General features: G+C 68.4%; 33 protein-coding genes. 1 reads left to right on the top strand and 32 read right to left on the bottom strand.

Translation table 11 applies throughout. The annotated features are described in order from the left end of the window. Positions 1 to 46: 46 nt before the first annotated feature. From pgsB to ORI94_RS23730, 3 genes are all read right to left on the bottom strand, one after another. Positions 47 to 1759 (bottom strand): poly-gamma-glutamate synthase PgsB, encoded by a 1713-nt coding sequence (gene pgsB, locus ORI94_RS23740; protein WP_266079048.1) that lies wholly within the window; start codon positions 1757 to 1759, stop codon positions 47 to 49. A 6-nt stretch (positions 1760 to 1765) separates the two neighbouring features. After that, positions 1766 to 4045, bottom strand: a complete 2280-nt coding sequence (locus ORI94_RS23735; RefSeq protein ID WP_266079131.1) for a HAMP domain-containing protein — start codon at positions 4043 to 4045, stop codon at positions 1766 to 1768. A 207-nt stretch (positions 4046 to 4252) separates the two neighbouring features. Next, positions 4253 to 5461 (bottom strand): CapA family protein, encoded by a 1209-nt coding sequence (locus ORI94_RS23730; protein WP_416237875.1) that lies wholly within the window; start codon positions 5459 to 5461, stop codon positions 4253 to 4255. A 167-nt stretch (positions 5462 to 5628) separates the two neighbouring features. On the opposite strand from ORI94_RS23730, the gene ORI94_RS23725 reads away from it, so the two are divergent. Beyond that, positions 5629 to 6468 (top strand): hypothetical protein, encoded by an 840-nt coding sequence (locus tag ORI94_RS23725; RefSeq protein ID WP_416237874.1) that lies wholly within the window; start codon positions 5629 to 5631, stop codon positions 6466 to 6468. Between the two features lie 37 nt (positions 6469 to 6505). Here ORI94_RS23725 and truA read toward each other — a convergent pair whose 3' ends face one another. The 29 genes from truA to rplD form a co-directional block, all read right to left on the bottom strand. Then, the gene (gene truA, locus ORI94_RS23720; RefSeq protein WP_266079046.1) at positions 6506 to 7369 is read right to left on the bottom strand and encodes a tRNA pseudouridine(38-40) synthase TruA; all 864 of its coding nucleotides are present in this window, start codon (positions 7367 to 7369) and stop codon (positions 6506 to 6508) included. Positions 7370 to 7491: 122 nt separating this feature from the next. Further along, positions 7492 to 8007 carry a 50S ribosomal protein L17 gene (gene rplQ, locus ORI94_RS23715; protein WP_266079044.1) on the bottom strand — a complete coding sequence of 172 codons (516 nt, stop codon included), beginning with the start codon at positions 8005 to 8007 and terminating at the stop codon, positions 7492 to 7494. A gap of 170 nt (positions 8008 to 8177) precedes the next feature. Further along, on the bottom strand, positions 8178 to 9200 hold the full coding sequence (locus ORI94_RS23710; RefSeq protein ID WP_042165128.1) for a DNA-directed RNA polymerase subunit alpha: 1023 nt from the start codon (positions 9198 to 9200) through the stop codon (positions 8178 to 8180). Positions 9201 to 9476: 276 nt separating this feature from the next. Further along, positions 9477 to 9881, bottom strand: a complete 405-nt coding sequence (gene rpsK, locus ORI94_RS23705) for a 30S ribosomal protein S11 (RefSeq protein ID WP_042165126.1) — start codon at positions 9879 to 9881, stop codon at positions 9477 to 9479. 65 nt (positions 9882 to 9946) lie between these two features. Next, complete coding sequence (gene rpsM / locus ORI94_RS23700) at positions 9947 to 10327, bottom strand: 30S ribosomal protein S13 (protein ID WP_031041520.1); 381 nt, start codon at positions 10325 to 10327, stop codon at positions 9947 to 9949. Between the two features lie 207 nt (positions 10328 to 10534). Next, entirely contained in the window at positions 10535 to 10648 is a 114-nt protein-coding gene (rpmJ, locus tag ORI94_RS23695) for a 50S ribosomal protein L36 (RefSeq protein ID WP_003974245.1), read from the bottom strand. A gap of 70 nt (positions 10649 to 10718) precedes the next feature. Continuing rightward, positions 10719 to 10940 carry a translation initiation factor IF-1 gene (gene infA, locus ORI94_RS23690; protein ID WP_003948620.1) on the bottom strand — a complete coding sequence of 74 codons (222 nt, stop codon included), beginning with the start codon at positions 10938 to 10940 and terminating at the stop codon, positions 10719 to 10721. Between the two features lie 328 nt (positions 10941 to 11268). Further along, positions 11269 to 12105, bottom strand: a complete 837-nt coding sequence (map, locus tag ORI94_RS23685; protein WP_266079030.1) for a type I methionyl aminopeptidase — start codon at positions 12103 to 12105, stop codon at positions 11269 to 11271. Between the two features lie 147 nt (positions 12106 to 12252). Further along, positions 12253 to 12906, bottom strand: a complete 654-nt coding sequence (locus ORI94_RS23680; protein WP_266079028.1) for an adenylate kinase — start codon at positions 12904 to 12906, stop codon at positions 12253 to 12255. Next, on the bottom strand, positions 12906 to 14219 hold the full coding sequence (gene secY / locus ORI94_RS23675; protein ID WP_042165119.1) for a preprotein translocase subunit SecY: 1314 nt from the start codon (positions 14217 to 14219) through the stop codon (positions 12906 to 12908). The genes ORI94_RS23680 and secY overlap by 1 nt, the downstream gene beginning before the upstream one ends. A 233-nt stretch (positions 14220 to 14452) precedes the next feature. Next, the gene (gene rplO / locus ORI94_RS23670) at positions 14453 to 14908 is read right to left on the bottom strand and encodes a 50S ribosomal protein L15 (protein ID WP_003974249.1); all 456 of its coding nucleotides are present in this window, start codon (positions 14906 to 14908) and stop codon (positions 14453 to 14455) included. A 2-nt stretch (positions 14909 to 14910) separates the two neighbouring features. Beyond that, positions 14911 to 15093 (bottom strand): 50S ribosomal protein L30, encoded by a 183-nt coding sequence (rpmD, locus tag ORI94_RS23665; RefSeq protein WP_042165115.1) that lies wholly within the window; start codon positions 15091 to 15093, stop codon positions 14911 to 14913. Positions 15094 to 15095: 2 nt separating this feature from the next. After that, positions 15096 to 15701 carry a 30S ribosomal protein S5 gene (gene rpsE, locus ORI94_RS23660; RefSeq protein WP_007494753.1) on the bottom strand — a complete coding sequence of 202 codons (606 nt, stop codon included), beginning with the start codon at positions 15699 to 15701 and terminating at the stop codon, positions 15096 to 15098. A gap of 67 nt (positions 15702 to 15768) precedes the next feature. Then, the gene (rplR, locus tag ORI94_RS23655) at positions 15769 to 16152 is read right to left on the bottom strand and encodes a 50S ribosomal protein L18 (protein ID WP_042165110.1); all 384 of its coding nucleotides are present in this window, start codon (positions 16150 to 16152) and stop codon (positions 15769 to 15771) included. 3 nt (positions 16153 to 16155) lie between these two features. Next, the gene (rplF, locus tag ORI94_RS23650; protein WP_042165107.1) at positions 16156 to 16695 is read right to left on the bottom strand and encodes a 50S ribosomal protein L6; all 540 of its coding nucleotides are present in this window, start codon (positions 16693 to 16695) and stop codon (positions 16156 to 16158) included. 24 nt (positions 16696 to 16719) lie between these two features. Continuing rightward, positions 16720 to 17118, bottom strand: a complete 399-nt coding sequence (gene rpsH / locus ORI94_RS23645; protein ID WP_013001411.1) for a 30S ribosomal protein S8 — start codon at positions 17116 to 17118, stop codon at positions 16720 to 16722. A 236-nt stretch (positions 17119 to 17354) separates the two neighbouring features. Further along, complete coding sequence (locus ORI94_RS23640; RefSeq protein ID WP_003948630.1) at positions 17355 to 17540, bottom strand: type Z 30S ribosomal protein S14; 186 nt, start codon at positions 17538 to 17540, stop codon at positions 17355 to 17357. Between the two features lie 5 nt (positions 17541 to 17545). Next, on the bottom strand, positions 17546 to 18103 hold the full coding sequence (gene rplE, locus ORI94_RS23635; protein ID WP_042165103.1) for a 50S ribosomal protein L5: 558 nt from the start codon (positions 18101 to 18103) through the stop codon (positions 17546 to 17548). Next, positions 18103 to 18426, bottom strand: coding sequence for a 50S ribosomal protein L24 (gene rplX / locus ORI94_RS23630; RefSeq protein ID WP_042165101.1), 324 nt, complete (start codon positions 18424 to 18426; stop codon positions 18103 to 18105). The genes rplE and rplX overlap by 1 nt, the downstream gene beginning before the upstream one ends. A 2-nt stretch (positions 18427 to 18428) precedes the next feature. Continuing rightward, positions 18429 to 18797, bottom strand: a complete 369-nt coding sequence (gene rplN, locus ORI94_RS23625; RefSeq protein ID WP_003992364.1) for a 50S ribosomal protein L14 — start codon at positions 18795 to 18797, stop codon at positions 18429 to 18431. Positions 18798 to 18927: 130 nt separating this feature from the next. After that, positions 18928 to 19209, bottom strand: coding sequence for a 30S ribosomal protein S17 (gene rpsQ / locus ORI94_RS23620; protein WP_042165099.1), 282 nt, complete (start codon positions 19207 to 19209; stop codon positions 18928 to 18930). Continuing rightward, the gene (rpmC, locus tag ORI94_RS23615) at positions 19209 to 19433 is read right to left on the bottom strand and encodes a 50S ribosomal protein L29 (RefSeq protein WP_042165097.1); all 225 of its coding nucleotides are present in this window, start codon (positions 19431 to 19433) and stop codon (positions 19209 to 19211) included. The genes rpsQ and rpmC overlap by 1 nt, the downstream gene beginning before the upstream one ends. Then, entirely contained in the window at positions 19433 to 19852 is a 420-nt protein-coding gene (gene rplP / locus ORI94_RS23610) for a 50S ribosomal protein L16 (RefSeq protein WP_004927269.1), read from the bottom strand. The genes rpmC and rplP overlap by 1 nt, the downstream gene beginning before the upstream one ends. Positions 19853 to 19857: 5 nt before the next feature. Beyond that, a complete protein-coding gene (rpsC, locus tag ORI94_RS23605; protein WP_037747976.1) occupies positions 19858 to 20688 on the bottom strand; it encodes a 30S ribosomal protein S3 in 831 nt (276 codons plus the stop codon). Further along, complete coding sequence (gene rplV, locus ORI94_RS23600; RefSeq protein ID WP_003974262.1) at positions 20688 to 21035, bottom strand: 50S ribosomal protein L22; 348 nt, start codon at positions 21033 to 21035, stop codon at positions 20688 to 20690. Before rplV ends, rpsC begins: the two co-directional genes overlap by 1 nt. A gap of 42 nt (positions 21036 to 21077) precedes the next feature. Then, the gene (gene rpsS, locus ORI94_RS23595; RefSeq protein ID WP_003948639.1) at positions 21078 to 21359 is read right to left on the bottom strand and encodes a 30S ribosomal protein S19; all 282 of its coding nucleotides are present in this window, start codon (positions 21357 to 21359) and stop codon (positions 21078 to 21080) included. A 12-nt stretch (positions 21360 to 21371) separates the two neighbouring features. Beyond that, positions 21372 to 22208 carry a 50S ribosomal protein L2 gene (rplB, locus tag ORI94_RS23590; protein ID WP_257851099.1) on the bottom strand — a complete coding sequence of 279 codons (837 nt, stop codon included), beginning with the start codon at positions 22206 to 22208 and terminating at the stop codon, positions 21372 to 21374. A 40-nt stretch (positions 22209 to 22248) separates the two neighbouring features. Continuing rightward, entirely contained in the window at positions 22249 to 22668 is a 420-nt protein-coding gene (gene rplW, locus ORI94_RS23585) for a 50S ribosomal protein L23 (RefSeq protein WP_055570323.1), read from the bottom strand. Then, a complete protein-coding gene (rplD, locus tag ORI94_RS23580; RefSeq protein ID WP_042165086.1) occupies positions 22668 to 23327 on the bottom strand; it encodes a 50S ribosomal protein L4 in 660 nt (219 codons plus the stop codon). The genes rplW and rplD overlap by 1 nt, the downstream gene beginning before the upstream one ends. Between the last annotated feature and the right edge of the window lie 7 nt (positions 23328 to 23334).

Genomic DNA, 23334 nt, shown 5'->3' with positions numbered 1-23334 from the left:
CCGGGCAGGTGTGCGGAAGGAAGAAGGGCGGTCGGCCCGCGAGGGCTCAGCGACGCGGAGGTGGTCCGCCGCTGTCCTCGTCGGTCGGGTACCAGGGCCCGCCGTCGGGTTCGTCGTAGTACGGCGGGCGCTGCTGCTCGGGCCCGTGCTCCTGGTACTGCCCGTGCTGCGGAGCGCGCTGCGCCTGCTGCGGCGGGTGCGGTGCGCGCCGCTGCTCGTACTGCCCGGGCTCCGCGTACCGGTCGCGCTGCTCGTACCGCTCGTGCTGCGCATGCTGCTGGTACCGGCCTCGCTGCTCGTACTGGTCCTGTGGGGCGTAGGGGGTGTACTGGTCCTGCTGCTGGCCCTGCTGCTGGTCCTGCTGCTGGAGTGCCGCCTGCCGGGCGAGGAGGTGGCGGCGGATGACGGGGATCTCCTGGGTCCGGGACGCCTGGTAGCGCTCCTCGTACGCCGTCGGGTAGGCGGCGAACGGGTCCAGGCGGGGCACCTGCTGCGCCGGAACGGCGGCCGGGCCCCGGGCCGCCGGTCCCGGGCCGGTCTGCTGCCCCGGGCCGGCCGGCTGGTCCGCGTCGGGCGTCTCGTCCGCGGGGAGTTCGGCCAGATACTCCAGCAGTTCCTCGCCCTGGCCGTGGATGTTGCCGATGGCGACGAGCGAGGAGCCGTCGGACATGCGGCCGAGCAGTTCCGTCATGAACTCGTGGGCGTCCCGGCGTTCGCCGCCCAGGTCGACCGCGCGGTCCCGCCACTCGGCGGGAATGGCGTCGATGGCGCTCTTGGCGGGGTGTCCGATGACGAAGACGTTGTCCGGCTGGAGGTCGGGGACGATCTCGCCCATCTGCCCGTTGCGCTCCACCCGGTCCGGGCGGCAGTTGATCACGACGTTCAGCGGGCGGCGGATGGCGCCGAGGTCGAGCAGCTGGTTGATGTTCATCAGCGTCGACTCGGGGTCGTTGGCCGCGAAGACGTTGGCGAAGGACAGCCGCTTGTTCTCCTCGGTCACGTACTTCTCCACGGAGAGCACACCCGGGTCCGGCGGGGCGTCGTACATGCCCTGCAGGGCGACCTCGCGTTCCACGCCGAGCAGCTCGGCCACGACCAGGGCGATCGCGACGTTCTCCTTGAACGTGAACCAGCTGAAGCCCCGCAGCTCCTCGTCGGTGACCATCTCCGGGTCCGCGTAGATCAGCTTGCAGTTCCGGGCGTCGGCCTCCTCCTGAAGGATGTCGAAGCGATCCTTCTCGGCGGTGACGCAGATGCCGTCCTGGGGCATCGAGCGGCACAGCGAACGGGCCACGTCGTCGAGCGTGGGGCCCATCTCGGCGAGGTGGTCCTCACGGACGTTGCACAGCACACCGATCGTCGAGCGGATCAGCTTGCTCTGGTTGACCTCCTGCAGCGCCGGCATGACCGCCATGCACTCGATGACGAGCGCGTCCGGCCGGTACGCGGCAGCCCGGCGGACGATACCGATCTGTTCCACCACGTTGGCGATGCCGAACTTGCGGTAGACCGGCTCCTCGGTCGCGTCCGGGTGGATGAACCGGGCGGCCGTGCCGGTCGTCTTGGCGACGGTGGTCAGGTCACCGCCGCGCAGGGCGCCGGCGCACAGCCGGGTGATGGAGGACTTGCCGCGGATGCCGTTGACGAGTACCCGGGACGGTATGGAGTGCAGGGCGGCGTAGTGCCGGCGCTGCTCGACGACACCCGCGACGAAGAGAAGCAGGCAGCAGATCAGCAGCGCGAAGTAGAGGTAGAGCACGGCGGGTCACCTTCCTCCGGTGCCGAGCCGGGGCTCACCGGGTCGGGGGTCGGCGGATCGGGGGTCGGCGGGTCGGCGGGTCTGCTGCTGCCGACGGGTCTGGAGCTGCTGGCGGATCAGTTCGAGGCTGCGGACGACCGCTCCCACCTCGTCGTGGTACGTGGGGTAGAGCACCGCCTTGAGGTCGCCGTCGGCCAGCTTCTCGGCGCTGGTGGCGAGGGCGCGCAGGGGCCGGGCGACCACCAGGTGCACCCAGCCCAGGCAGACCACGATCGCGGCGAGTCCGAGCAGGCCCGCGAGTACGCTGCGGTCCTCCTGCTCGTACGCGGTGATCTGGAAGCGGTCGGCGTTCTGCCAGCTGACCACGGTCCAGCCGATGTCGGCGGCGACACCGCCGCCGCTGAAGGGAGCCGCGGCCGCGACGGTGATGGTGCCGCCGTCGCGGATGAGGAGCCCGTTCTCGACGGGTCCGGCGCCGACCTGCACACTGCCCGCCCGGACCAGGTCCGTCAGGGCCTCGCGGGGCAGTTCCTCGAAGGCGAGGAAGCCGTCACTGGCGGCGAGGGTCCGGCCCTTCGCGTCCGCCACGCGGACCTCACCGAGGCCGGGACGCTTCAGCAGCGAGTTGAGGAACTCGACCCGTACCTCGCCGACGAGCGTGCCGCCCTCCTCCGGGAGCGGCGCGCCGGCCTGGAGCACCGGCTTCCTGCCGCCCTCCCCGGAGATCCGGACCAGCGGCAGATCCTTCTCGTCGCTCCAGGCGTGCGGGTCGCCGCCGGCGCGGGCGGCGACCTCGCCACCCGCGTCGACGACGTACAGCGCCGCGTACCGGGTGTGCTGGCGCAGGGCGTCCTCGAGCACCTTCTCGGTGGCGGCCCGGTCGGCCACGTCGACGAGGCGGGAGGTGGAGACCAGGTCCGCCTGGGCCTCGTTGAGCGCCCGGCGGACGCGGTCGGACACCAGGTCGGTGCGGTCGCGCTGGTCGTTGACCATGGGGGCGGGCACGCTGACCGAGTCGTCGGTGCGGTTCAGGAGCAGGCCGACCGGCACGCACCACAGGAGCAGCAGTACGGCGGTCACCGCGAGCTGCGCCCGGATGCCGAACCGGGCCCTGCCGCCGCGCTTGGTGCCCTTTCCGCCGTCGGGGCCCCCCGGGCCGCCGAGCTGTCCCCGCAGCCGCTCCAGGGCGGAGCCGATGCGGGCGGCCTCGCCGCCCCGGAAGGTACCGACGGGGCGGGTCAGGTCACCGCGGGCGAGCCGGCGGGACTCCAGGAACAGCCGCAGCAGGGGCCGCTGCACCCGCGCCCACAGCACCGCCGCGGCCAGCAGGCCGAGCACCACCAGGGCCCCGGCCGCGATCAGTCCGTACAGCTCGCGGCCGGTGGCACCGCTCTGCTCGGCGACCACGGGCAGCATGGCCACGACCGTGAGTCCGAGGCCCGCCGCGACGCTGTCCTTCTCCTCGGGGTCGGAGGAGGCCAGGGAGGCGTAGCCGCCGGTGACGACACGGCCGTTGTACTCGTCTCCGGTCACGGACCCGCTGATGCCGGGGTAGCCGCGGGAACCGGGCTCCTTGGCGGTGACGGGGTGGTCCTCGGTCCGCTCGGCCGCCCGGCCGGACAGGTCGCTCATCTGCTTCTGGAGGAACTCGAGTTCCTTGCGCTCCTGGTCCGAGTTGAGCGCCTCGGACCGCTCGAAGCCTGCCGTGGCGAGCACTTCGCCACCCCGCGCGACCACGGCCATGGTGCGGAACGGGCCCAGTGTGATGGGCGGCACGGACAGGCTGTTGGAGGCGATCAGCAGCTGCTGGGGACGGTCCTTCCAGTCGAGGAGGGCCATCGTCATCAGCCGGACGTCACCGGTCTCCAGCCGCACCATGCGCGGAATGAGGGCGTGTTCCCCGGTGAGGACGCCCTTGTCCAGCCAGCCGAGCGGAATGCGTTCGCCACGTGCGGCGAGCACGTCCCCGCTCTCCAGGTCCACCACGGTGGTGCCGGTCCACTTCTGGTACGTGGTGCCGAGGTCGGAGAGGACGTCCTCCGGCTCGGCCGGCTTCCCGGCGTTCAGCGCGGTGGCGGTGCGCCGCAGGTCCGTGACCCGCTCGTCGATCGAGGCGCGCAGGGCGATCGCCCCGTCCTCCGCGTAGTGCTGCTGGGAGGAGAGCACGGCCTTCGGTACGACCGGATCGCTGCCGGGGCCGAGCACCTGGGCGGTCAGCCCGGCCAGGGCGAGGATCAGTACGCACAGCACCGCGATCGGCGGACGGACGCCGCCGAGCAGCGGCATGTCCGCCCGTCTGCGGCTGCGGCGCCGCTTCTGTGCCGAGGGCGGCGCGACACGACTCGATGTCACCGGTGGTCTTCCTTGGTCTGTACACGAGTGCCGGGCGTACGCCGGCGCACCATTACCGCGACCGTGCGACGTCGTCACTCAATGGACTGATAAACGCCGACAAGGTTGTATCCCCGGCGCGGACTTCGGGTGTGGGGCCGGTCACTTCTCCAGCGAGAGCTGCTCCATGCCGTCGCCGCCGGGGGCACCCCGGTTGTAGAGGAAACCGCGGGTCCGGTCGAGCGCCAGCCGGTAGCGGGCGAGCCGCTCCTCGGACAGGTCACCGGGCTCGTCGAGCATCTGCTGGGCGTCCACCAGCCGCAGGTCCCGTACGGCGCCGTCGGGTGCCTCCTCGCCGGGCTCCACCTCCGGCGGAATGTCCACCAGCGTGGTGCGGTAGCGCGCGGTGACGTCCCAGCCCTCGGCCGTCTCCTGGAACTCGAACCAGCCGATGACCCCCTCCTCGGTCAGTCCCGTCGGGGAGGAGTGCCGGGCCAGCTGGTTGCCGAGGCTGTAGGCGACCCAGGTGCCGTTCACCTTCTGGATCGGCTGGACGACGTGGGCGTGGTGCCCGATCACGAGGTCGACGCCGGTCTCCTCGGTGAGCCGCTGCGCCAGCTGCAGCTGAGGCACGCTGGGCTCGTTGTAGTGCTCCAGCCCCCAGTGGACGGAGAGGATCACCACCTCGGCACCCTCTTCCCGGGCACGGGCCTCGGCCTTCTTGATCTCCTCGGTGCTGAGCCGGTTCAACGCCCACTTCTGCTTCTCGGGCGTCGGGTTCAGAAACGACTCCCAGGAGAAGGAGAGATGTCCGACCTTGACACCCTTGACCTCGCGAAGGGTGACCGACTGCGCCTCCTCGGCCGACCGCGCCGATCCGGCGTGCCCGAGCCCCAGGTCGTCCATGACGTCCAGCGTGCGCCGTACGCCGTCCAGCCCGTGGTCGTACGTGTGGTTGGAGGCCGTGGAGCAGGTGTCGTACCCCACGTCCTTCAGCGACGTCAGGACCTGCGGCGGGACCAGGAACTCGGGATACCCCTCGAAGGGGCCCTCGGGCTCGCCCACGGGGGTCTCCATGTGGCAGATCGCCAGGTCCGCCTTGCTGATGACGGGCTTCACCCCGGCGAGCGTCGGCCCGAAGTCCAGCCCGGCCTCTCCCTCACCGGTCGCCTTCGCATCCTTGGCGGCCTGCTCGACGATCTCGGGGTGGATGAGCACGTCGCCCGCAGCCGCGACGGTGAAGGAGCGTCCTCCCGGCTTGGCCTGCGGCTCCACGGAACCGTCGGCCGTACCGCACGACGCCAGGAGAGCGGTCAGCGCGACCAGGGTGGCCGCCACCCGGACCTTGGGGAGAGACTTACACAGTGTCACTTGGTCATATTTACATGGTCCGTACATCCCCCACGCCGATTACCATTACGAGACAGTCACGTTTCACTCCACTTATCGCCCTGGTGCTACTCGTTCTTACAATGACGGGCTGCCAGGCGAAATCCGCGGATAAATCGGAGGAAACCATTCCAGCAGCGCGGGAACTGGTGGACCTTCGCAGCCGCGTCCTCACCTACACGGAGACCTTCGAGCGCGACGGTCCCTACGCGCCCCCCGACGCCGACCAGCGCGACCGGCTCGCCCGCGGCATCGGACGGCTCCTCGACCACGACGCGCGCGAGGCCGGTGAACTCCTCGCCCCCCTCGGCCTGCGCGTCACCCGGCTCACCGACACCTCCACCGGCCGGCGCTACGACGAGGTCGCGGCCTCGGGCAAGGGCGCGAGCGCGCACTGGGGGCGGCTGTATCTGAACGCCGACTCCGCCGTCCGCTGGAACGCGCAGGTGCCGCACCCCGTCGCCGACCGAAAGACCGAGGCGCTCGGCGTACGGCTCCTGGAGGACAACCCGGGCGGTGCGCTCGTCCTGGCCGGCGCCCACCGCCGGGCGGGCGACGGCCAGGACGACGACGGAAACGCCGTCGCCGATGTGGCCCACCGTGAGGACAGCGCCTTCCACACCGTCGTCGTGGAGTTGCAGAAGCGCGGAGTACCCGGCATCCAGCTGCACGGCTTCGCCGAGTCCTCCGCGAAGCGCTACGACGCGATCCTCTCCAGCGGTGCCGCGCAGAGCGCGCCCGGCGAGGCGTCCGCCCTGGCCGACCGTCTGGAGACGGACGGGCTGCGGGTCTGCCGCGGCTGGTCGGCCCGCTGCCCCCTCGAGGGCACCACCAACGTGCAGGGCAAGGCCGCACAGCAGCACCACGCGACCTTCCTGCACCTGGAACTCACCCCGGACGGCCGCGGCGAGGGACCCGACTCCCAGGAGGTCGTGGACGCCCTGGCGGGACTGCTCACGACCTGGGCGGAGGAAGGAGCCGGAAACTGAGCAAGGAGCGGGGCGGAGAACCGGTCCGGGCCCGGGATCAGCAGCACCGGGCCGGCGGTGCCGGCAGCGAGCGCTTGTTGCGGGCCTCCTGGGAGCGGGCGGCCAGGAGGTCGTCGGACGGATAGCCGACCTCCTCCAGGGTCAGCCCGTGCGGACGCACGACGTGCACCGCGGAGTCCCGTACGCCCGCCGCCAGTACCTTGCCCGGCCAGTCGGGCGCGCGGTGGCCGTCGCCGACGAACAGCAGCGCCCCGATCAGCGAGCGCACCATGTTGTGGCAGAAGGCGTCGGCCCGGACCGTCGCCGTGATCACCCCGTCCGCGTCGCGCGCCAGGCTCAGCTCCTGGAGCGTACGGATCGTCGTCGCGCCCTCCCGCCGCTTGCAGTACGCGGCGAAGTCGTGCTCCCCCAGGAGCCCCCCCGCCGCCTCGTTCATGGCGTCGACGTCCAGGGGCCAGTCGTGCCAGAGCACGTGGCCCCGCAGCAACGGGTCCACCCCGCCGGGATGGTCGGTGACGCGGTACGCGTAACGCCTCCAGATCGCGGAGAAGCGTGCGTTGAACCCCGCGGGGGCCTCGGCGAGGGACCAGATGCGCACATCGCGCGCCAGCCGTCCCGCGAGCCGCTTGAGCAGCTTCTCCCGGTGCTGCTCCCACAGTTCGGCCGGGAGGTCGACATGGGCCACCTGGCCGCGGGCGTGCACCCCGGCGTCGGTCCGTCCCGCCACGGTCAGCTCGTACGTCGTCTCCCCGGACCGCGTGACGGTCCGCAGGGCGTCCTCGATCTCCCCCTGCACGGTCCGCCGGCCCCCGGCCTGCTTGGCCCAGCCGGAGAACCCGGCCCCGTCGTAGGAGAGATCGAGACGGATACGGACGTGTCCGGGCTGCACTTCGTCACTCACGTACAGATCCTCTCAGGCGCACGGCATCGGGCAGGAGACAGGAGGCAGGAGGGGCAGCAGGCATACGAAGAAGCGGGCCCGCCCTCACAGGGCGGACCCGCTCAACGTGAAGCAGTACTGCCTCAGGCGTCCTTGGCGTCCTCGGCGGCCTCGTCCTTGGCCAGGTCGGCCTTGGTGTCCTCGGCCGGGGCCTCGGCGGCCTCGTCCTTCTTGAGGGTGTCTTCCTTGACCGCGCGCTTGGTCGCGGCCTCGGCCTCACCGGTGGCCTCCTGGGCGACCGTCAGGGCCTCGACCAGCTCGATGACGGCCATGGGCGCGTTGTCGCCACGGCGGTTACCGATCTTGGTGATGCGGGTGTAGCCACCCGGCCGGTTCTCGTACCGCGGGCCGATCTCGGTGAAGAGCGTGTGCACGATGCTCTTGTCCGTGATGACCTGGAGCACCTGGCGGCGGTTGTGAAGGTCGCCCTTCTTCGCCTTGGTGACCAGACGCTCGGCGTACGGACGCAGCTTGCGCGCCTTCGCCTCGGTGGTGGTGATCCGGCCGTGCTCGAAGAGCGACTTCGCGAGGTTCGCGAGGAGCAGCTTCTCGTGCGCGGCGCTGCCGCCCATACGGGCACCCTTGGTGGGCTTCGGCATGCTGTCTCTCCTAGGTGTCTGCCCCGGCCGTATCAGGTACCGGGGTCAGTATCCGAGCAGGCGGTCGCCTGTCGGAGACCCCGCGCCCCACAGGGGCACGGGGAGGTGCCGGTATGCGGCTCCGTCGCGTGCGCGCGACCAGCCGAAACGGAACCGTCGGTCCCGGGCCCTCAGTACTGCTCGGTCTCGACGAACCCGGCGTCCGCGTCGTCGTCCGCGCCGAAGGCGTCCGCGGCAGCGGTCGGGTCGAATCCGGGCGGGCTGTCCTTCAGAGCCAGGCTCATGCCGGCCAGCTTCGCCTTGACCTCGTCGATCGACTTCGCACCGAAGTTGCGGATGTCGAGGAGGTCGGCCTCGGAGCGGGCGACGAGCTCACCCACGGAGTGGATGCCCTCACGCTTGAGGCAGTTGTACGAGCGGACGGTGAGCTCGAGCTCCTCGATCGGCAGTGCCAGATCGGCGGCGAGAGCGGCGTCCGTCGGGGACGGGCCCATGTCGATGCCCTCGGCGTCGATGTTGAGCTCGCGGGCCAGACCGAACAGCTCGACCAGGGTCTTGCCGGCCGACGCCATGGCGTCACGCGGACGCATGGCCTGCTTGGTCTCGACGTCGACGATCAGCTTGTCGAAGTCGGTGCGCTGCTCGACACGGGTCGCCTCGACCTTGTACGTGACCTTCAGCACGGGGCTGTAGATGGAGTCGACCGGGATACGGCCGATCTCCTGGCCCACCTGCTTGTTCTGCACGGCGGAGACGTAGCCGCGGCCGCGCTCGACGGTCAGCTCCATCTCCAGCTTGCCCTTGCCGTTGAGCGTGGCGAGGACGAGGTCGGGGTTGTGCACCTCGACACCGGCCGGGGGCGCGATGTCGGCGGCGGTGACCTGACCCGGGCCCTGCTTGCGCAGGTACATCACCACGGGCTCGTCGTGCTCGGAGGAGACGACCAGCTGCTTGATGTTGAGGATCAGGTCGGTGACGTCCTCCTTGACGCCCGGCACGGTGGTGAACTCGTGCAGGACACCGTCGATGCGGATGCTGGTGACAGCAGCGCCGGGGATCGACGACAGGAGGGTACGGCGGAGGGAGTTGCCGAGGGTGTAGCCGAAGCCCGGCTCCAGCGGCTCGATCACGAACCGGGACCGGAACTCGTCGACGACCTCTTCGGTCAACGAGGGACGCTGAGCGATCAGCATGTGTGGATCCTTCTCTCGTGGACGCCCGCTATTTGACGTCCGACGGAAACCGCACCCGGTGAGGAGTGCGGGCACTGCAAGGGTACGGGCGGTACGGCCCGTATACGGAACGTACCGCCCGAAAAATCACTGCCCGCGTGGCACCGGGTCAAGGACTCGGACGCGACGCCGGCGAATCGGACCCGGCGACGCTTCGGCGGACGGCAGCCGTGCTGCGACACCGCGGGGGACGACCCCCGCACCCCCAGCAGGAGGCCGACCACCGACACCGGCGAATCAGACCCGGCGACGCTTCGGCGGACGGCAGCCGTTGTGCGGGGTCGGGGTGACGTCCTGGATGGAGCCGACCTCGAGACCGGTCGCCTGGAGCGAACGGATGGCGGTCTCACGACCGGAACCCGGGCCCTTGACGAACACGTCGACCTTGCGCATGCCGTGCTCCTGGGCGCGGCGGGCAGCCGACTCGGCGGCCATCTGCGCGGCGAACGGCGTGGACTTCCGGGAGCCCTTGAAGCCGACGTGGCCGGCGGAGGCCCAGGAGATCACGTTGCCGGACGGGTCCGTGATGGAGATGATCGTGTTGTTGAACGTGCTCTTGATGTGCGCGTGGCCGTGAGCGACGTTCTTCTTTTCCTTGCGGCGCACCTTCTTGGCAGCGCCCTGACGTCCCTTGGGGGGCATCTACTAACTCCTACGGGAGGTGGTCGGTCCTTCAGCGAAGACCGTGGACAGGTGTCCGCTGCGGACTACTTCTTGCCCGGCTTCTTCTTGCCGGCGATGGCGCGACGCGGGCCCTTGCGGGTACGCGCGTTGGTGCTGGTGCGCTGACCGCGGACGGGCAGACCGCGACGGTGACGCAGACCCTGGTAGGTACCGATCTCGACCTTGCGGCGGATGTCGGCCTGGATCTCGCGACGGAGGTCACCCTCGGTCTTGATGTTGTTGTCGACGAACTCGCGGATCGCGACGAGCTGCTCCTCGGAGAGGTCGCGAACGCGGGTGTTCGGGTCGACGCCGACAGCGGCCAGCGTCTGCTGCGAAAGGGTTCGGCCGATGCCGAACACGTAGGTGAGGGCGATCTCCACGCGCTTTTCGCGCGGGATGTCAACACCGGAAACGCGTGCCATTCAATGGCTCCAGTTTGTTGTCGGAGGTCTTCCGCAGAACCGCCTCCCAGCCGCCGGCCTCGCCCGCTTCGGCGATTTGGTACGGACTGGGTCCCCAGCCTCCGAGCCGGGGGTGTCGAGCCGCGAGGCTCGGGTCCTGCGTATGAACGTGTGTTGCTCGCGTCGCGCGAAGTTCTGCGGAAAGTCGCAGAGGGTGGGTCGTGCGGTTCAGCCCTGGCGCTGCTTGTGGCGCGGGTTGTCGCAGATGACCATGACCCGGCCGTGACGGCGGATCACCCTGCACTTGTCGCAGATCTTCTTGACGCTCGGCTTGACCTTCATGGGATGTGAAGTTCTCCGGGCTCAGTGCCCCCGCACCCGCATCACGGGGGGAGGGGCAAGATCTACTTGCTCACTTGTACCGGTAGACGATCCGGCCACGCGTCAGGTCGTACGGAGAGAGCTCCACCACGACCCGGTCGTCAGGGAGGATACGGATGTAGTGCATACGCATCTTGCCGCTGATGTGCGCCAGGACCTGGTGGCCGTTCTGGAGCTCGACCTTGAACATGGCGTTCGGAAGAGACTCGACGACAGTGCCCTCGATCTCGATGGCACCCTGCTTCTTGGCCACGCTTCGCCCTTCGAATCGACTACCTTGATCGACTCAGCTGCGCACCCCGGCGCGGACCCGCGTCCATGGACGCGGATGCAGGCATGCGGGTGCACAAGAGCCGACGAGTCAGTCTACGTCAGGGCTCCCGGAAAGACGAATCGGGAAAGTCTGCCCCACCCACGAGATCCTTAACCCGCGGGCCTGTGCACGTGCCGCCCGTCGTGATCACGCTCCGGTCGACCCGCTCCTCCCCCACGCCCCTCTCGCGGGCTCGGCACCCGGGGCGCCTCACAGGCTTCGGGCGACTGCGCCGGCCTCCGGCCGGCGGGCGTGGCGGGGGCCCACGTCAGGCGAGCGGGTCCGGAGCCGCCGTGATCCCGTACTCGGCGAGCTTCGCCTTCCCGCCGTCCGGAGCGGTCAGCACCAAGGGACCCGCCTCCGTCAGCGCGACCGAGTGCTCCCAGTGCGAGGACCAGGTGCCGTCCGTGGTGATCACGGTCCAGTCGTCCTCCAGCACCCGCGTCTTCGCGGTGCCCAGCGCGACCATCGGCTCGATGGCGAGGCAGAAGCCCGGGACCAGCTTGGGCCCCTTGCCCCGGCGGCGGTCGACGTAGTTCAGCAGGTGCGGGTCCATGTGCATCTCGGTGCCGATGCCGTGGCCGCCGTAGTCCTCGATGATCCCGTAGCGTCCGCCGCCCGGCTTCGGCTGCCGGCGGATGTAGGTCTCGATGGCGCGGGAGACGTCGACCAGCCGGTTGCCGAGCTTCATGGCCGCGATGCCGGCCCACATCGACTCCTCGGTCACCCGGGACAGCTCGACCAGCTCCGGCGCGTGTCCCGAGCCGACGAAGGCCGTGTAGGCCGCGTCGCCGTGCCAGCCGTCGATGATGGCTCCGCAGTCGATGGAGATGATGTCGCCGTCCGCCAGGACGACGTCGTCGGAGGGGATGCCGTGGACGACGACCTCGTTGGCGGAAGTGCAGATCGTCGCGGGGAAACCGCCGTAGCCCAGGAAGTTCGACTTCGCGTTGTGCTCCGCGAGCACCTTGCGGGCGACCTGGTCCAGGTCCTTCGTCGTGGCCCCGGGCACGGCAGCCTCGCGGGTGGCCGCGTGAATGGCAGCGACCACCAGCCCCGCCTCACGCATCTTGGCGATCTGCTCGGGGGTCTTGATCTGCACCATGAGGGCGACGGCCTTTCTGGACCGGAAGGAATACGGACACCGTCAACGATACGGGGGACGGCGTCCGCACCCGCTCACCCGTACTCACGCCCGCCGCGCACACGTCGGCCGCGGCCCCCGCAGGGAACCGCGGCCGGACGGGCACGGCTACTTGTCCTGCTTGAGCGCCTCCAGCGCACGCCCGGTGACCTCGTCGACCGGACCCGTCGCCTGGATCGTCACCACAAGGCCCTGGGCCTTGTAGTAGTCGATGATCGGCTCGGTCTGCGTGTGGTAGACCTCCAGCCGGGTGCGCACCGTCTCCTCGGAGTCGTCGTCGCGCTGGTACAGCTCGCCGCCGCAGACGTCGCAGACGCCCTCCTGCTTCGGCTTGCTGTACGTCACGTGGAAGACGTGGCTGGAGTCCTTGCGGCAGATCCGCCGCCCGGCGATCCGCTTGACCACCTCGGCCTCGGGGGCCTCCAGGTCCAGCACCGCGTCGAGCGTGATGCCCTCGGTCTCCAGCAGCTCGTCCAGGGACTCGGCCTGGGAGACGTTCCTCGGGAAGCCGTCCAGCAGGAAGCCGCCTTCGGCGTCCGGCTGCTCCATGCGGTCCTTCGCCATGGCGATGGTGACCTCGTCCGGCACCAGGTTGCCCGCGTCCATGTAGGACTTCGCGAGCTTGCCCAGCTCGGTCTGCTTGCTGATGTTGGCGCGGAACAGGTCGCCGGTGGAGATGTGGGGGATGCTCAGCTTCTCGGCTAGGCGGGTGGCCTGCGTGCCTTTCCCAGCACCGGGCGGCCCGACGAGGACGATTCGCATCAGCGGAGGAACCCTTCGTAATTGCGCTGCTGGAGCTGGCTCTCGATCTGCCTCACCGTCTCGAGACCGACACCCACGATGATGAGGATGCTGGTCCCGCCGAACGGGAAGTTCTGGTTTGCCCCGAAACCGGCCAACGCCATCGTCGGCACGAGAGAGATCAGCCCCAAGTACAGCGAACCCGGCCAGGTGATCCGGTTGAGTACGTAACTCAGGTACTCAGCGGTCGGTCGGCCAGCCCGGATGCCCGGGATGAAACCACCATACTTCTTCATGTTGTCGGCGACTTCTTCGGGGTTGAAGGTAATCGCCACATAGAAGAACGCGAAGAACACGATCAGGAAGAAGTACAGAATGATGTGCATCGTGGCGCCGGTGTCGGCGAGGTTGTTCGTCACCCACGTCGCCCAGCCCGAGGTGGAGCTGGAGAACTGGACGATCAGCGCCGGGATGTAGAGCAGCGACGAGGCGAAGATGACGGGGATGACACCCGCCTGGTTCACCTTGAGCGGGATGTAGGTCGACGTACCGCCGTAGGAACGACGGCCGATCATGCGCTTCGCGTACTGCACGGGAATCCGGCGCTGGGCCTGCTCGACGAAGACGACGAGGCCGACCATGACCAGACCGACGATCATGACCGTGCCGAACTCGATCCAGCCGTCCGCCAGGCTGCCCTGCTCCTTGATGGCCCACAGGGCGGAGGGGAAGGTGGCGGCGATCGAGATGAACATCAGCATCGACATGCCGTTGCCGATGCCGCGGTCGGTGATCAGCTCACCGAGCCACATGACGGCGGCCGTGCCGGCGGTCATGGTGATGACCATGGTGATGGTCACGAACATCGACTGGTCGGGGACGATCTCGCTCGCCACCGGGCAGCCCTGGAAGAGCGCGCCACTGCGGGCGGTGGCCACCAGGCCGGTGCCCTGCAGGATGGCCAGCGCCACCGTCAGGTAACGGGTGTACTGCGTGATCTTGGCGGTGCCGGCCTGGCCCTCCTTCTTCAGGGCCTCCAGGCGCGGAATCACCACGGTCAGCAGCTGCAGAATGATACTCGCCGTGATGTACGGCATGATTCCCAGCGCGAAGACCGTGATCTGCAGCAGCGCACCGCCGCTGAACATGTTGACCAGCCCGAACAGGCCCTGGTTCGCCTGGGCCGCATCGATACAGGTCTGCACGTTCCGGTAGTCGACACCGGGAACCGGCACGTTGGTACCGATCCGGTACACCACGATGATGCCGAGAGTGAACAGCAGCTTCTTGCGCAGGTCGGGCGTCTTGAACGCCCGGGCGAACGCGGTGAGCACGGTGCCTCCTGCGACCCCCGCGCAACCGCGTCAAGGGTGGTGGTCTTGAGGTTCGACGAATAGGTAACGGACAACCTTCGCCCGGAGTGCCCGCGTGGGGCGCCCGGGGAAAGTGGGCAGTGCAGGCCACCTTACCGGCGAGACCACCGCCCTAGGAACGACCAACCGGGGATACCCCATATGTGGGGTATCCCCGGTCGGGATCGCTCAAGTCATCGGCACGCCTGAGTGGTTCAGACGAGCTCGGTGACGGTACCGCCGGCGGCGGTGATCTTCTCCTTGGCGGAGCCGGAGACGGCGTCGACCGTCACCTGCAGCGCCACGGAGATCTCGCCCTGGCCGAGGACCTTGACGAGGCTGTTCTTGCGAACGGCCCCCTTGGCCACCAGACCCTCGACGGTGACCTCGCCACCCTCGGGGTAGAGCGCGGCCAGCTTGTCGAGGTTCACGACCTGGAACTCGGTCTTGAACGGGTTCTTGAAGCCCTTCAGCTTCGGGAGGCGCATGTGGAGGGGCATCTGGCCACCCTCGAAGCGCTCCGGAACCTGGTAACGGGCCTTGGTGCCCTTCGTACCACGACCGGCCGTCTTACCCTTGGACGCCTCGCCACGACCCACACGGGTCTTGGCGGTCTTGGCGCCCGGGGCGGGACGGAGGTTGTGGATCTTGAGCGGGTTGTTCTCCGCCATGATCAGTCGACCTCCTCGACCGTCACGAGGTGGCGGACGGTGTGCACCATGCCGCGGAACTCGGGACGATCCTCCTTGACGACCACGTCGTTGAGCCTCTTCAGGCCCAGCGAACGCAGGGTGTCACGGTGGTTCTGCTTGCTGCCGATGTAGGACTTGACCTGCGTAATCCTGAGCTGCGCCATGATTACGCACCCGCCCCGGCACGTGCACGGAGAAGAGCCGCGGGGGCGACGTCCTCGAGCGGCAGGCCGCGGCGGGCCGCGACCTCCTCGGGACGCTGCAGGCCCTTGAGGGCCGCCACGGTCGCGTGCACGATGTTGATCGCGTTGTCGGAGCCGAGCGACTTCGACAGGATGTCGTGGATACCGGCGCACTCGAGCACGGCGCGCACCGGACCACCGGCGATAACACCGGTACCGGGGGACGCGGGCTTGAGCAGAACGACGCCGGCAGCCTTCTCACCCTGGATCGGGTGCGGGATGGTGCCCTGGATGCGGGGGACCTTGAAGAAGTGCTTCTTGGCCTCCTCAACACCCTTGGCGATGGCGGCCGGCACCTCCTTGGCCTTGCCGTATCCGACACCCACGGTGCCGTCACCGTCGCCCACCACGACCAGCGCGGTGAAGCTGAAGCGACGACCACCCTTCACAACCTTGGCGACACGGTTGATCGCGACGACGCGCTCAACGTATGCGGTCTTCTCGGCGGCAGCTGCGCCGCCGTCACGGCCCTTCCGGTCCCGCCGCTCGCCGCCACCGGCACCGCCACCGCGGCGCTGGGGTCCAGCCATTGGAATTACCTCTCTCTGTTTCCGCTAGCTACGCGCCAACGATTGTGTCGCTGACGCGACGGGCGACTCAGAACTTGAGTCCGGCCTCGCGGGCGGCGTCCGCCAGGGCGGCGATGCGCCCCGCGTACCGGTTACCACCGCGGTCGAATACGACAGCCTCGACACCGGCGGCCTTGGCGCGCTCCGCGACCAGGGCACCGACCTGCTTGGCCTGCGAGGACTTGTCGGCCTCGCCACCGCGGATCGATGCGTCCAGCGTGGACGCCGACGCCAGGGTGTGACCCTTCAGGTCGTCGATCACCTGCGCCACGATGTGGCGGTTGGAACGGGTCACGACCAGGCGAGGACGCTCGGCGGTACCAGAGACATTCTTGCGGATCCGGATGTGACGACGCTTGATAGCAGCACGCTTGTAGGCGTCGCCCTTGAGGATCTTCTGCCCGTATGCCATGGCTTACTTACCCGCCTTTCCGACCTTGCGCCGGATGACTTCGCCCTCGTACTTGACGCCCTTGGCCTTGTACGGGTCGGGCTTGCGGAGCTTGCGGATGTTCGCCGCAACCTCGCCGACCTTCTGCTTGTCGATGCCCTCGACCGAGAAACGGGTCGGGGACTCCACCTTGAAGGTGATGCCCTCGGGGGCCTCGACCAGAATCGAGTGGCTGTAACCGAGAGAGAACTCCAGGTTCGAACCCTTGGCGAGTACGCGGTAACCGACACCGCTGATCTCGAGCTTCTTCACGTAACCCTGGGTCACGCCGGTGATCATGTTCGCCACCAGCGTGCGGGACAGGCCGTGGAGGGCCTTGTTCTGACGCTCGTCGTTGGGGCGGGTGACGCTCAGCACGCCGTCCTCGCCCTTGGCGATCTCGATCGGCGCCACGACGGTGTGGGTCAGCGTGCCCTTCGGGCCCTTGACCGCGACCGTGCGGCCGTCGATGGTGACGTCCACGCCGGCGGGAACCGCGATGGGGAGCTTGCCGATGCGCGACATAGCTGTTTCCTCCGTTCCCTTCTGCTACCAGACGTAGGCGAGGACTTCCCCACCCACGCCCTTCTTGCCGGCCTGCTTGTCGGTGAGGAGCCCGTGCGACGTGGAGATGATCGCCACGCCGAGGCCGCCCAGCACCTTCGGCAGGGAGGTGGACTTCGCGTACACCCGGAGACCGGGCTTGGAGATCCGCTTGATGCCCGCAATGGAGCGCTCACGGTTGGGGCCGAACTTCAGCTCCAGGACGAGGTTCTTGCCGACCTCGGCGTCCTCGACCTTCCAGCCCGTGATGAAGCCCTCCTGCTGGAGGATCTCCGCGATGTGAGACTTGATCTTGGATGCCGGCATCGTCACGGAGTCGTGGTACGCCGAGTTCGCGTTCCGCAGACGAGTCAGCATGTCTGCGATCGGATCAGTCATGGTCATGAATTGGCCTTCGGCCTCTCTCGCCGTGGTTTCCTGGTGCGCCATCCCTCTCCCCGATCCGAGACGGGACGGGTGCGGCGCGGTGGACCTACGGCGTAGTAAGCAAACATTAGCGGGCGAGCCCGCGTGCGTCCGGGCACGGCAGGTGCCCAACCCCACAAGCCTAAGCCATGCGGAGCGGGCCTCCTGCCGTTCCCCTTGCTTACCGAGAGCCCTGGGAGTCCGGAACTACCGGACTACCAGGAACTCTTGGTCACGCCCGGCAGCTCGCCACGGTGAGCCATCTCACGAAGGCACACGCGGCACAGGCCGAACTTGCGGTACACGGAGTGCGGGCGACCGCAGCGCTGGCAACGGGTGTAGCCGCGCACTCCGAACTTGGGCTTGCGAGCAGCCTTCGCGATGAGAGCCTTCTTCGCCATCTCGCTCACGCCTCCTTGAACGGGAAGCCGAGGTGACGGAGAAGGGCACGGCCCTCTTCGTCGTTGGTCGCCGTGGTGACCACGGTGATGTCCATACCCCGGACACGGTCGATCTTGTCCTGGTCGATCTCGTGGAACATGACCTGCTCCGTGAGACCGAAGGTGTAGTTGCCACGGCCGTCGAACTGCTTGGGGGACAGACCACGGAAGTCGCGGATGCGCGGCAGCGCGAGCGACAGGGTGCGGTCCAGGAACTCCCACATGCGGTCGCCACGGAGGGTGACGTGGGCACCGATCGGCTGGCCCTCACGCAGCTTGAACTGCGCGATGGACTTGCGGGCCTTGGTGACGGCCGGCTTCTGACCGGTGATCGTGGTGAGGTCGCGCACGGCGCCGTCCATCAACTTGGAGTCGCGGGCGGCGTCGCCCACACCCATGTTGACCACGATCTTGACGAGGCCGGGAACCTGCATGACGTTCTCGTAGGAGAACTGCTCACGCAGCTTGCCCGCGATCTCCTCGCGGTACTTCGTCTTCAGACGCGGAGTGGTGGTGGTCGTCATCAGATGTCCTCACCCGTCCGCTTGGCAACGCGGATCTTGTTGCCTTCGTCGTCGAAGCGGTAACCGACGCGGGTGACGACCTTCTGGCCGTCCTTCTCCACGACGAGCTGAACGTTGCTCACGTGGACCGGGGCCTCGGTGGTCACGATCCCGCCGGCCTGCGAACCGCGGGCGGTCGGGGCGGCCTTGGTGTGCTTCTTGACCCGGTTGACGCCCTCGACCAGGACGCGGTCCTCGCGCGGGTAAGCGGCAATGACCTTGCCCTGCTTGCCCTTGTCCTTGCCGGTGACGACCTGGACCAGGTCACCCTTCTTGATCTTCATGCTCACAGCACCTCCGGCGCGAGGGAGATGATCTTCATGAACTTCTTCTCGCGCAGCTCTCGGCCGACCGGGCCGAAGATACGGGTGCCACGAGGGTCGCCGTCGTTCTTCAGAATGACGGCGGCGTTCTCGTCGAAGCGGATGTACGAGCCGTCCGGACGGCGGCGCTCCTTGACGGTGCGAACGATGACCGCCTTGATGACGTCACCCTTCTTCACGTTGCCACCGGGGATCGCGTCCTTGACGGTGGCGACGATGACGTCACCGATGCCCGCGTAGCGGCGACCGGAGCCACCGAGCACACGGATGCAAAGGATTTCCTTCGCCCCCGTGTTGTCGGCGACGCGCAGTCGCGACTCCTGCTGGATCACGTCTATCTCCTGATTGTCTGCCGGTTCCCCGGGGTCCGGTCACCTGGACCGGGCCCCGGAGCCTGGCGGAACTGTCCTGCGAGGGGTGCCTCGCAGGAACGTGCTCTTGGAATTCCCTTGCGGGAACTACCTACTTGGCCTTCTCGAGGACCTCGACGATGCGCCAGTGCTTGGTCGCGGACATCGGCCGGGTCTCCATCAGGAGGACGCGGTCGCCGACGCCGGCCGAGTTCTGCTCGTCGTGGGCCTTGAGCTTGCTCGTGCTGCGGATGACCTTGCCGTACAGCGCGTGCTTCTTGCGGTCCTCGACGGCGACGACGACGGTCTTGTCCATCTTGTCGCTGACGACGATGCCCTCGCGGGTCTTGCGGAAGCCCCGCTGGTCGTTCTCGGTCACGTTGTTCTCGCTCATCAGGCGCTCTCCACCGTCTCGATGCCCAGCTCACGCTCGCGCATCAGGGTGTAGATCCGCGCGATGTCCTTGCGGACCGCCTTGAGACGGCCGTGGTTCTCGAGCTGTCCGGTCGCCGCCTGGAAGCGGAGGTTGAACAGCTCTTCCTTGGACTCGCGGAGCTTCGCGAGAAGCTCCTCGTTGTCCAGTTCGCGCAGCTCGGACGCCTTGGTACCGGCCGACATCACGCTTCACCTGCCTCGCGCTTGACGATCCGGCACTTCATCGGCAGCTTGTGGGCCGCACGAGTCAGCGCCTCACGGGCGATCTTCTCGTTGGGGTAGGACAGCTCGAACATGACCCGGCCCGGGTGCACGTTCGCGATCCACCACTCCGGAGAACCCTTACCGGAACCCATGCGGGTCTCGGCAGGCTTCTTCGTCAGCGGGCGGTCCGGGTAGATGTTGATCCAGACCTTGCCGCCACGCTTGATGTGGCGGGTCATCGCGATACGGGCCGCCTCGATCTGGCGGTTGGTCACGTACGCCGGCGTGAGGGCCTGGATGCCGTACTCGCCGAACGCGACCGTCGTACCGCCCTTGGCCTGACCACGGCGCTTCGGGTGGTGTTGCTTGCGGTGCTTGACCCTACGGGGGATCAGCATGTCGGTCAGGCCTCCGTTCCGGTGCTCTCAGCCGGAGCGGCGGCGGGAGCCTCGGCCTTGGGGGCCTCGGCAGCCGGAGCCTGCTGCGGCTTGCGACCGCGCCCGCCACGCTCGCCACCGCGGCCACCACGGCCGGCCGGGCGGTCGGCACCGCCACGGGCCGGACGGTTGCCGGCGCGGGCGGCGGCGTTCTCGGCGCGGACCTCGGCGATGTTCTTGACGTCGCCCTTGTAGATCCAGACCTTCACGCCGATGCGGCCGAAGGTCGTCTTGGCCTCGAAGAAGCCGTAGTCCACGTTCGCGCGGAGCGTGTGCAGGGGCACACGGCCCTCGCGGTAGAACTCCGAGCGGGACATCTCGGCGCCGCCGAGACGGCCACCGCACTGGATCTTGATGCCCTTGGCGCCCGCCTTCATCGCCGACTGCATGCTCTTGCGCATGGCACGGCGGAAGGAGACGCGGGAGGAGAGCTGCTCGGCGACGGCCTGGGCCACGAGCTGAGCGTCCGTCTCGGGGTTCTTGACCTCGAGGATGTTCAGCTGGACCTGCTTGCCCGTGAGCTTCTCGAGGTCGCCGCGGATGCGGTCGGCCTCGGCGCCACGGCGGCCGATGACGATGCCCGGACGCGCGGTGTGGATGTCCACCCGCACACGGTCACGGGTGCGCTCGATCTCCACCTTCGAGATGCCGGCGCGCTCCATGCCGGACGTCATCATCCGACGGATGGCGACGTCTTCCTTGACGTAGTCCTTGTACAGCTTGTCGGCGTACCAGCGCGACTTGAAGTCGGTGGTGATGCCGAGCCGGAACCCATGCGGGTTTACCTTCTGGCCCATTACCGGGTTCCTTCCTTGCTGCTGACGACCACGGTGATGTGGCTGGTCCGCTTGCGGATCCGGTAGGCGCGGCCCTGGGCGCGCGGCCGGAACCGCTTCAGGGTCGGACCCTCGTCGACGTACGCCTCGGAGATGAAGAGGCTGTCGGCGTCGGTGTGGTCGTAGTTGTGCGCGGCGTTGGCGATGGCGCTGTCCAGCACCTTGCCGACCGGCACGCTCGCGGCCTGCGGGGCGAAACGCAGGACCGCCTGAGCCTCCGTGGCGTCCATGCCACGGATGAGGTCCACCACGCGGCGGGCCTTCATGGGCGTGACGCGGATGTACCGCGCCTGGGCCCTGGCTTCCATGGTTGTCCTTCCAGTGTCTGTCATGGTCATTCCACCCCGCCTTTAGCGGCGCTTCGACTTCCGGTCGTCCTTGACGTGACCCCGGAAGGTGCGCGTCGGCGAGAACTCGCCGAGCTTGTGGCCGACCATCGACTCGGTGACGAACACCGGAATGTGGGTCTTGCCGTTGTGCACCGCGATCGTGTGGCCGAGCATGGCCGGGACGATCATCGAGCGACGGGACCAGGTCTTGATGACGTTCTTGGTGCCAGCTTCGTTCTGGACGTCCACCTTCTTGATCAGGTGGTCGTCGACGAAGGGCCCCTTCTTGAGACTCCGCGGCATCTAAACCCGCTCCTAGCGCTTCTTGTTCGTCTTGCGGCGGCGGACGATGTACTTGTTCGACGCCTTCTTGGGCGAACGAGTACGGCCTTCCTTCTGACCCCACGGGGACACCGGGTGGCGACCACCGGAGGTACGGCCCTCACCACCACCGTGCGGGTGGTCCACCGGGTTCATGACCACACCACGCACGGTCGGGCGGACGCCCAGCCAGCGCTTGCGCCCGGCCTTGCCCCAGTTGATGTTGCTCTGCTCGGCGTTGCCGACCTCGCCGACGGTGGCGCGGCAGCGGACGTCGACCAGGCGGATCTCACCGGAGGGCATGCGGAGGTGGGCCATGGAGCCCTCCTTCGCGAGCAGTTGCACCGAGGCGCCGGCGGAGCGGGCGAACTTGGCACCGCCACCGGGACGCAGCTCGATGGCGTGCAGCGTGGTACCGACCGGGATGTTGCGCAGGGCGAGGTTGTTGCCCGGCTTGATGTCGGCCCCGGGACCGTTCTCCACGCGGTCGCCCTGCTGCAGGTTGCGCGGGGCGAGGATGTAGCGCTTCTCGCCGTCCGCGTAGTGCAGCAGCGCGATGCGCGCGGTGCGGTTGGGGTCGTACTCGATGTGCGCGACCTTCGCCGGCACGCCGTCCTTGTCGTGACGACGGAAGTCGATCACGCGGTAGGCGCGCTTGTGTCCGCCACCCTGGTGGCGAACGGTCACACGACCTGAGTTGTTACGGCCGCCCTTGCTGTGCAGGGGACGGACCAGCGACTTCTCCGGCGTGGACCGCGTGACCTCGACGAAGTCGGCGACGCTGGAGCCACGACGGCCCGGCGTAGTCGGCTTGTACTTGCGGATTCCCATTTCTCAGTCCTCGTCCGATTCCGGACGATCCGGACCTCCGTCAGGAGGTCGGACCGCCGAAGATGTCGATACGGTCGCCCTCGGCAAGGGTCACGATCGCGCGCTTGGTGCCCGCGCGCTGGCCGAAGCCGGTGCGGGTGCGCTTGCGCTTGCCCTGGCGGTTGATCGTGTTGACCCCGGTGACCTTGACCGAGAAGACCGCCTGCACGGCCTCCTTGATCTCCGTCTTGTTGGAGCCCGGAGCGACGATGAACGTGTACTTGTTCTCGTCGATGAGCGCGTAGCTCTTCTCCGACACGACCGGCTTGATCAGGACGTCACGGGGGTCCGTGTACGCCTTGCTCGCCGGGGTGACGACGGTGTTCTTGCCCTCGGTGGCGTGGCGGCGCGCCTTGGCGACGCGTGCGGCCTTGGCCTTCTTCGCCGCCTTGGAGGCGATGGAGGGGTGACGGACTGCCATCAGACCTCGCTCCCTTCGTTGTCGTTGGCCTTGTTCGGGCCGGCGACGAAGGACTCGAAAGCGGCCTTGGTGAAGACCACGTCGTCCGAGACGAGAACGTCGTACGTGTTCAGCTGGCCCGGCTCCAGGATGTGGACCTGGGGCAGGTTGCGGGCGGAGAGCCACGCGGCCTCGTCGGCGCGGTCGACGACCAGGAGCAGGTTCTTGCGCTCCGAGATCTTGCCGAACAGCGTCCGAGCGGCCTTCGTGGAGGGGTTCTCGCCCTCGATCACGCCGGTGACGACGTGAATGCGGTCGTGGCGGGCCCGGTCGGTGAGGGCGTGGCGCAGCGCCGCGGCCTTCATCTTCTTCGGGGTCCGCTGCGAGTAGTCGCGCGGCTGCGGGCCGTGGACGACGCCACCGCCGGCGAACTGCGGCGCACGGGTCGAGCCCTGGCGGGCGCGGCCGGTGCCCTTCTGGCGGTACGGCTTCTTGCCGCCACCACGGACCTCACCGCGACGCTTGGTCTTGTGCGTGCCCTGGCGGGCAGCGGCGTTCTGCGCGACGACGACCTGGTGGATCAGCGGGATGCTGATCTTCTCCACGCCGAAGATCTCCGCGGGGAGCTCGACGCTTCCGGTCTTCTCGCCGGCAGGCGAAAGGATGTCAACAGTGCTCATCGGTTAC

This window comes from Streptomyces sp. NEAU-W12, from assembly GCF_026242095.1.
Taxonomy (GTDB): Bacteria; Actinomycetota; Actinomycetes; order Streptomycetales; family Streptomycetaceae; genus Streptomyces.
This window is presented reverse-complemented; position numbering and strand designations above follow the sequence as displayed.

What these genes read in the sequence shown, in the direction of transcription:
- ORI94_RS23735 (WP_266079131.1), bottom strand. Translation starts at nt 4,045, where the DNA reads ATGCCGCTGCTCGGCGGCGTCCGTCCGCCGATCGCGGTGCTGTGCGTA.
- rplQ (WP_266079044.1), bottom strand. Translation starts at nt 8,007, where the DNA reads ATGCCGAAGCCCACCAAGGGTGCCCGTATGGGCGGCAGCGCCGCGCAC.
- ORI94_RS23710 (WP_042165128.1), bottom strand. Translation starts at nt 9,200, where the DNA reads ATGCTGATCGCTCAGCGTCCCTCGTTGACCGAAGAGGTCGTCGACGAG.
- rpsK (WP_042165126.1), bottom strand. Translation starts at nt 9,881, where the DNA reads ATGCCCCCCAAGGGACGTCAGGGCGCTGCCAAGAAGGTGCGCCGCAAG.
- rpsM (WP_031041520.1), bottom strand. Translation starts at nt 10,327, where the DNA reads ATGGCACGCGTTTCCGGTGTTGACATCCCGCGCGAAAAGCGCGTGGAG.
- rpmJ (WP_003974245.1), bottom strand. Translation starts at nt 10,648, where the DNA reads ATGAAGGTCAAGCCGAGCGTCAAGAAGATCTGCGACAAGTGCAGGGTG.
- map (WP_266079030.1), bottom strand. Translation starts at nt 12,105, where the DNA reads ATGGTGCAGATCAAGACCCCCGAGCAGATCGCCAAGATGCGTGAGGCG.
- ORI94_RS23680 (WP_266079028.1), bottom strand. Translation starts at nt 12,906, where the DNA reads ATGCGAATCGTCCTCGTCGGGCCGCCCGGTGCTGGGAAAGGCACGCAG.
- rplO (WP_003974249.1), bottom strand. Translation starts at nt 14,908, where the DNA reads ATGGCGGAGAACAACCCGCTCAAGATCCACAACCTCCGTCCCGCCCCG.
- rpmD (WP_042165115.1), bottom strand. Translation starts at nt 15,093, where the DNA reads ATGGCGCAGCTCAGGATTACGCAGGTCAAGTCCTACATCGGCAGCAAG.
- rpsE (WP_007494753.1), bottom strand. Translation starts at nt 15,701, where the DNA reads ATGGCTGGACCCCAGCGCCGCGGTGGCGGTGCCGGTGGCGGCGAGCGG.
- rplR (WP_042165110.1), bottom strand. Translation starts at nt 16,152, where the DNA reads ATGGCATACGGGCAGAAGATCCTCAAGGGCGACGCCTACAAGCGTGCT.
- rplF (WP_042165107.1), bottom strand. Translation starts at nt 16,695, where the DNA reads ATGTCGCGCATCGGCAAGCTCCCCATCGCGGTTCCCGCCGGCGTGGAC.
- rpsH (WP_013001411.1), bottom strand. Translation starts at nt 17,118, where the DNA reads ATGACCATGACTGATCCGATCGCAGACATGCTGACTCGTCTGCGGAAC.
- ORI94_RS23640 (WP_003948630.1), bottom strand. Translation starts at nt 17,540, where the DNA reads ATGGCGAAGAAGGCTCTCATCGCGAAGGCTGCTCGCAAGCCCAAGTTC.
- rplE (WP_042165103.1), bottom strand. Translation starts at nt 18,103, where the DNA reads ATGACGACCACCACCACTCCGCGTCTGAAGACGAAGTACCGCGAGGAG.
- rplX (WP_042165101.1), bottom strand. Translation starts at nt 18,426, where the DNA reads ATGAAGATCAAGAAGGGTGACCTGGTCCAGGTCGTCACCGGCAAGGAC.
- rpsQ (WP_042165099.1), bottom strand. Translation starts at nt 19,209, where the DNA reads ATGAGCGAGAACAACGTGACCGAGAACGACCAGCGGGGCTTCCGCAAG.
- rpmC (WP_042165097.1), bottom strand. Translation starts at nt 19,433, where the DNA reads ATGTCGGCCGGTACCAAGGCGTCCGAGCTGCGCGAACTGGACAACGAG.
- rplP (WP_004927269.1), bottom strand. Translation starts at nt 19,852, where the DNA reads ATGCTGATCCCCCGTAGGGTCAAGCACCGCAAGCAACACCACCCGAAG.
- rpsC (WP_037747976.1), bottom strand. Translation starts at nt 20,688, where the DNA reads ATGGGCCAGAAGGTAAACCCGCATGGGTTCCGGCTCGGCATCACCACC.
- rplV (WP_003974262.1), bottom strand. Translation starts at nt 21,035, where the DNA reads ATGGAAGCCAGGGCCCAGGCGCGGTACATCCGCGTCACGCCCATGAAG.
- rpsS (WP_003948639.1), bottom strand. Translation starts at nt 21,359, where the DNA reads ATGCCGCGGAGTCTCAAGAAGGGGCCCTTCGTCGACGACCACCTGATC.
- rplB (WP_257851099.1), bottom strand. Translation starts at nt 22,208, where the DNA reads ATGGGAATCCGCAAGTACAAGCCGACTACGCCGGGCCGTCGTGGCTCC.
- rplW (WP_055570323.1), bottom strand. Translation starts at nt 22,668, where the DNA reads ATGGCAGTCCGTCACCCCTCCATCGCCTCCAAGGCGGCGAAGAAGGCC.
- rplD (WP_042165086.1), bottom strand. Translation starts at nt 23,327, where the DNA reads ATGAGCACTGTTGACATCCTTTCGCCTGCCGGCGAGAAGACCGGAAGC.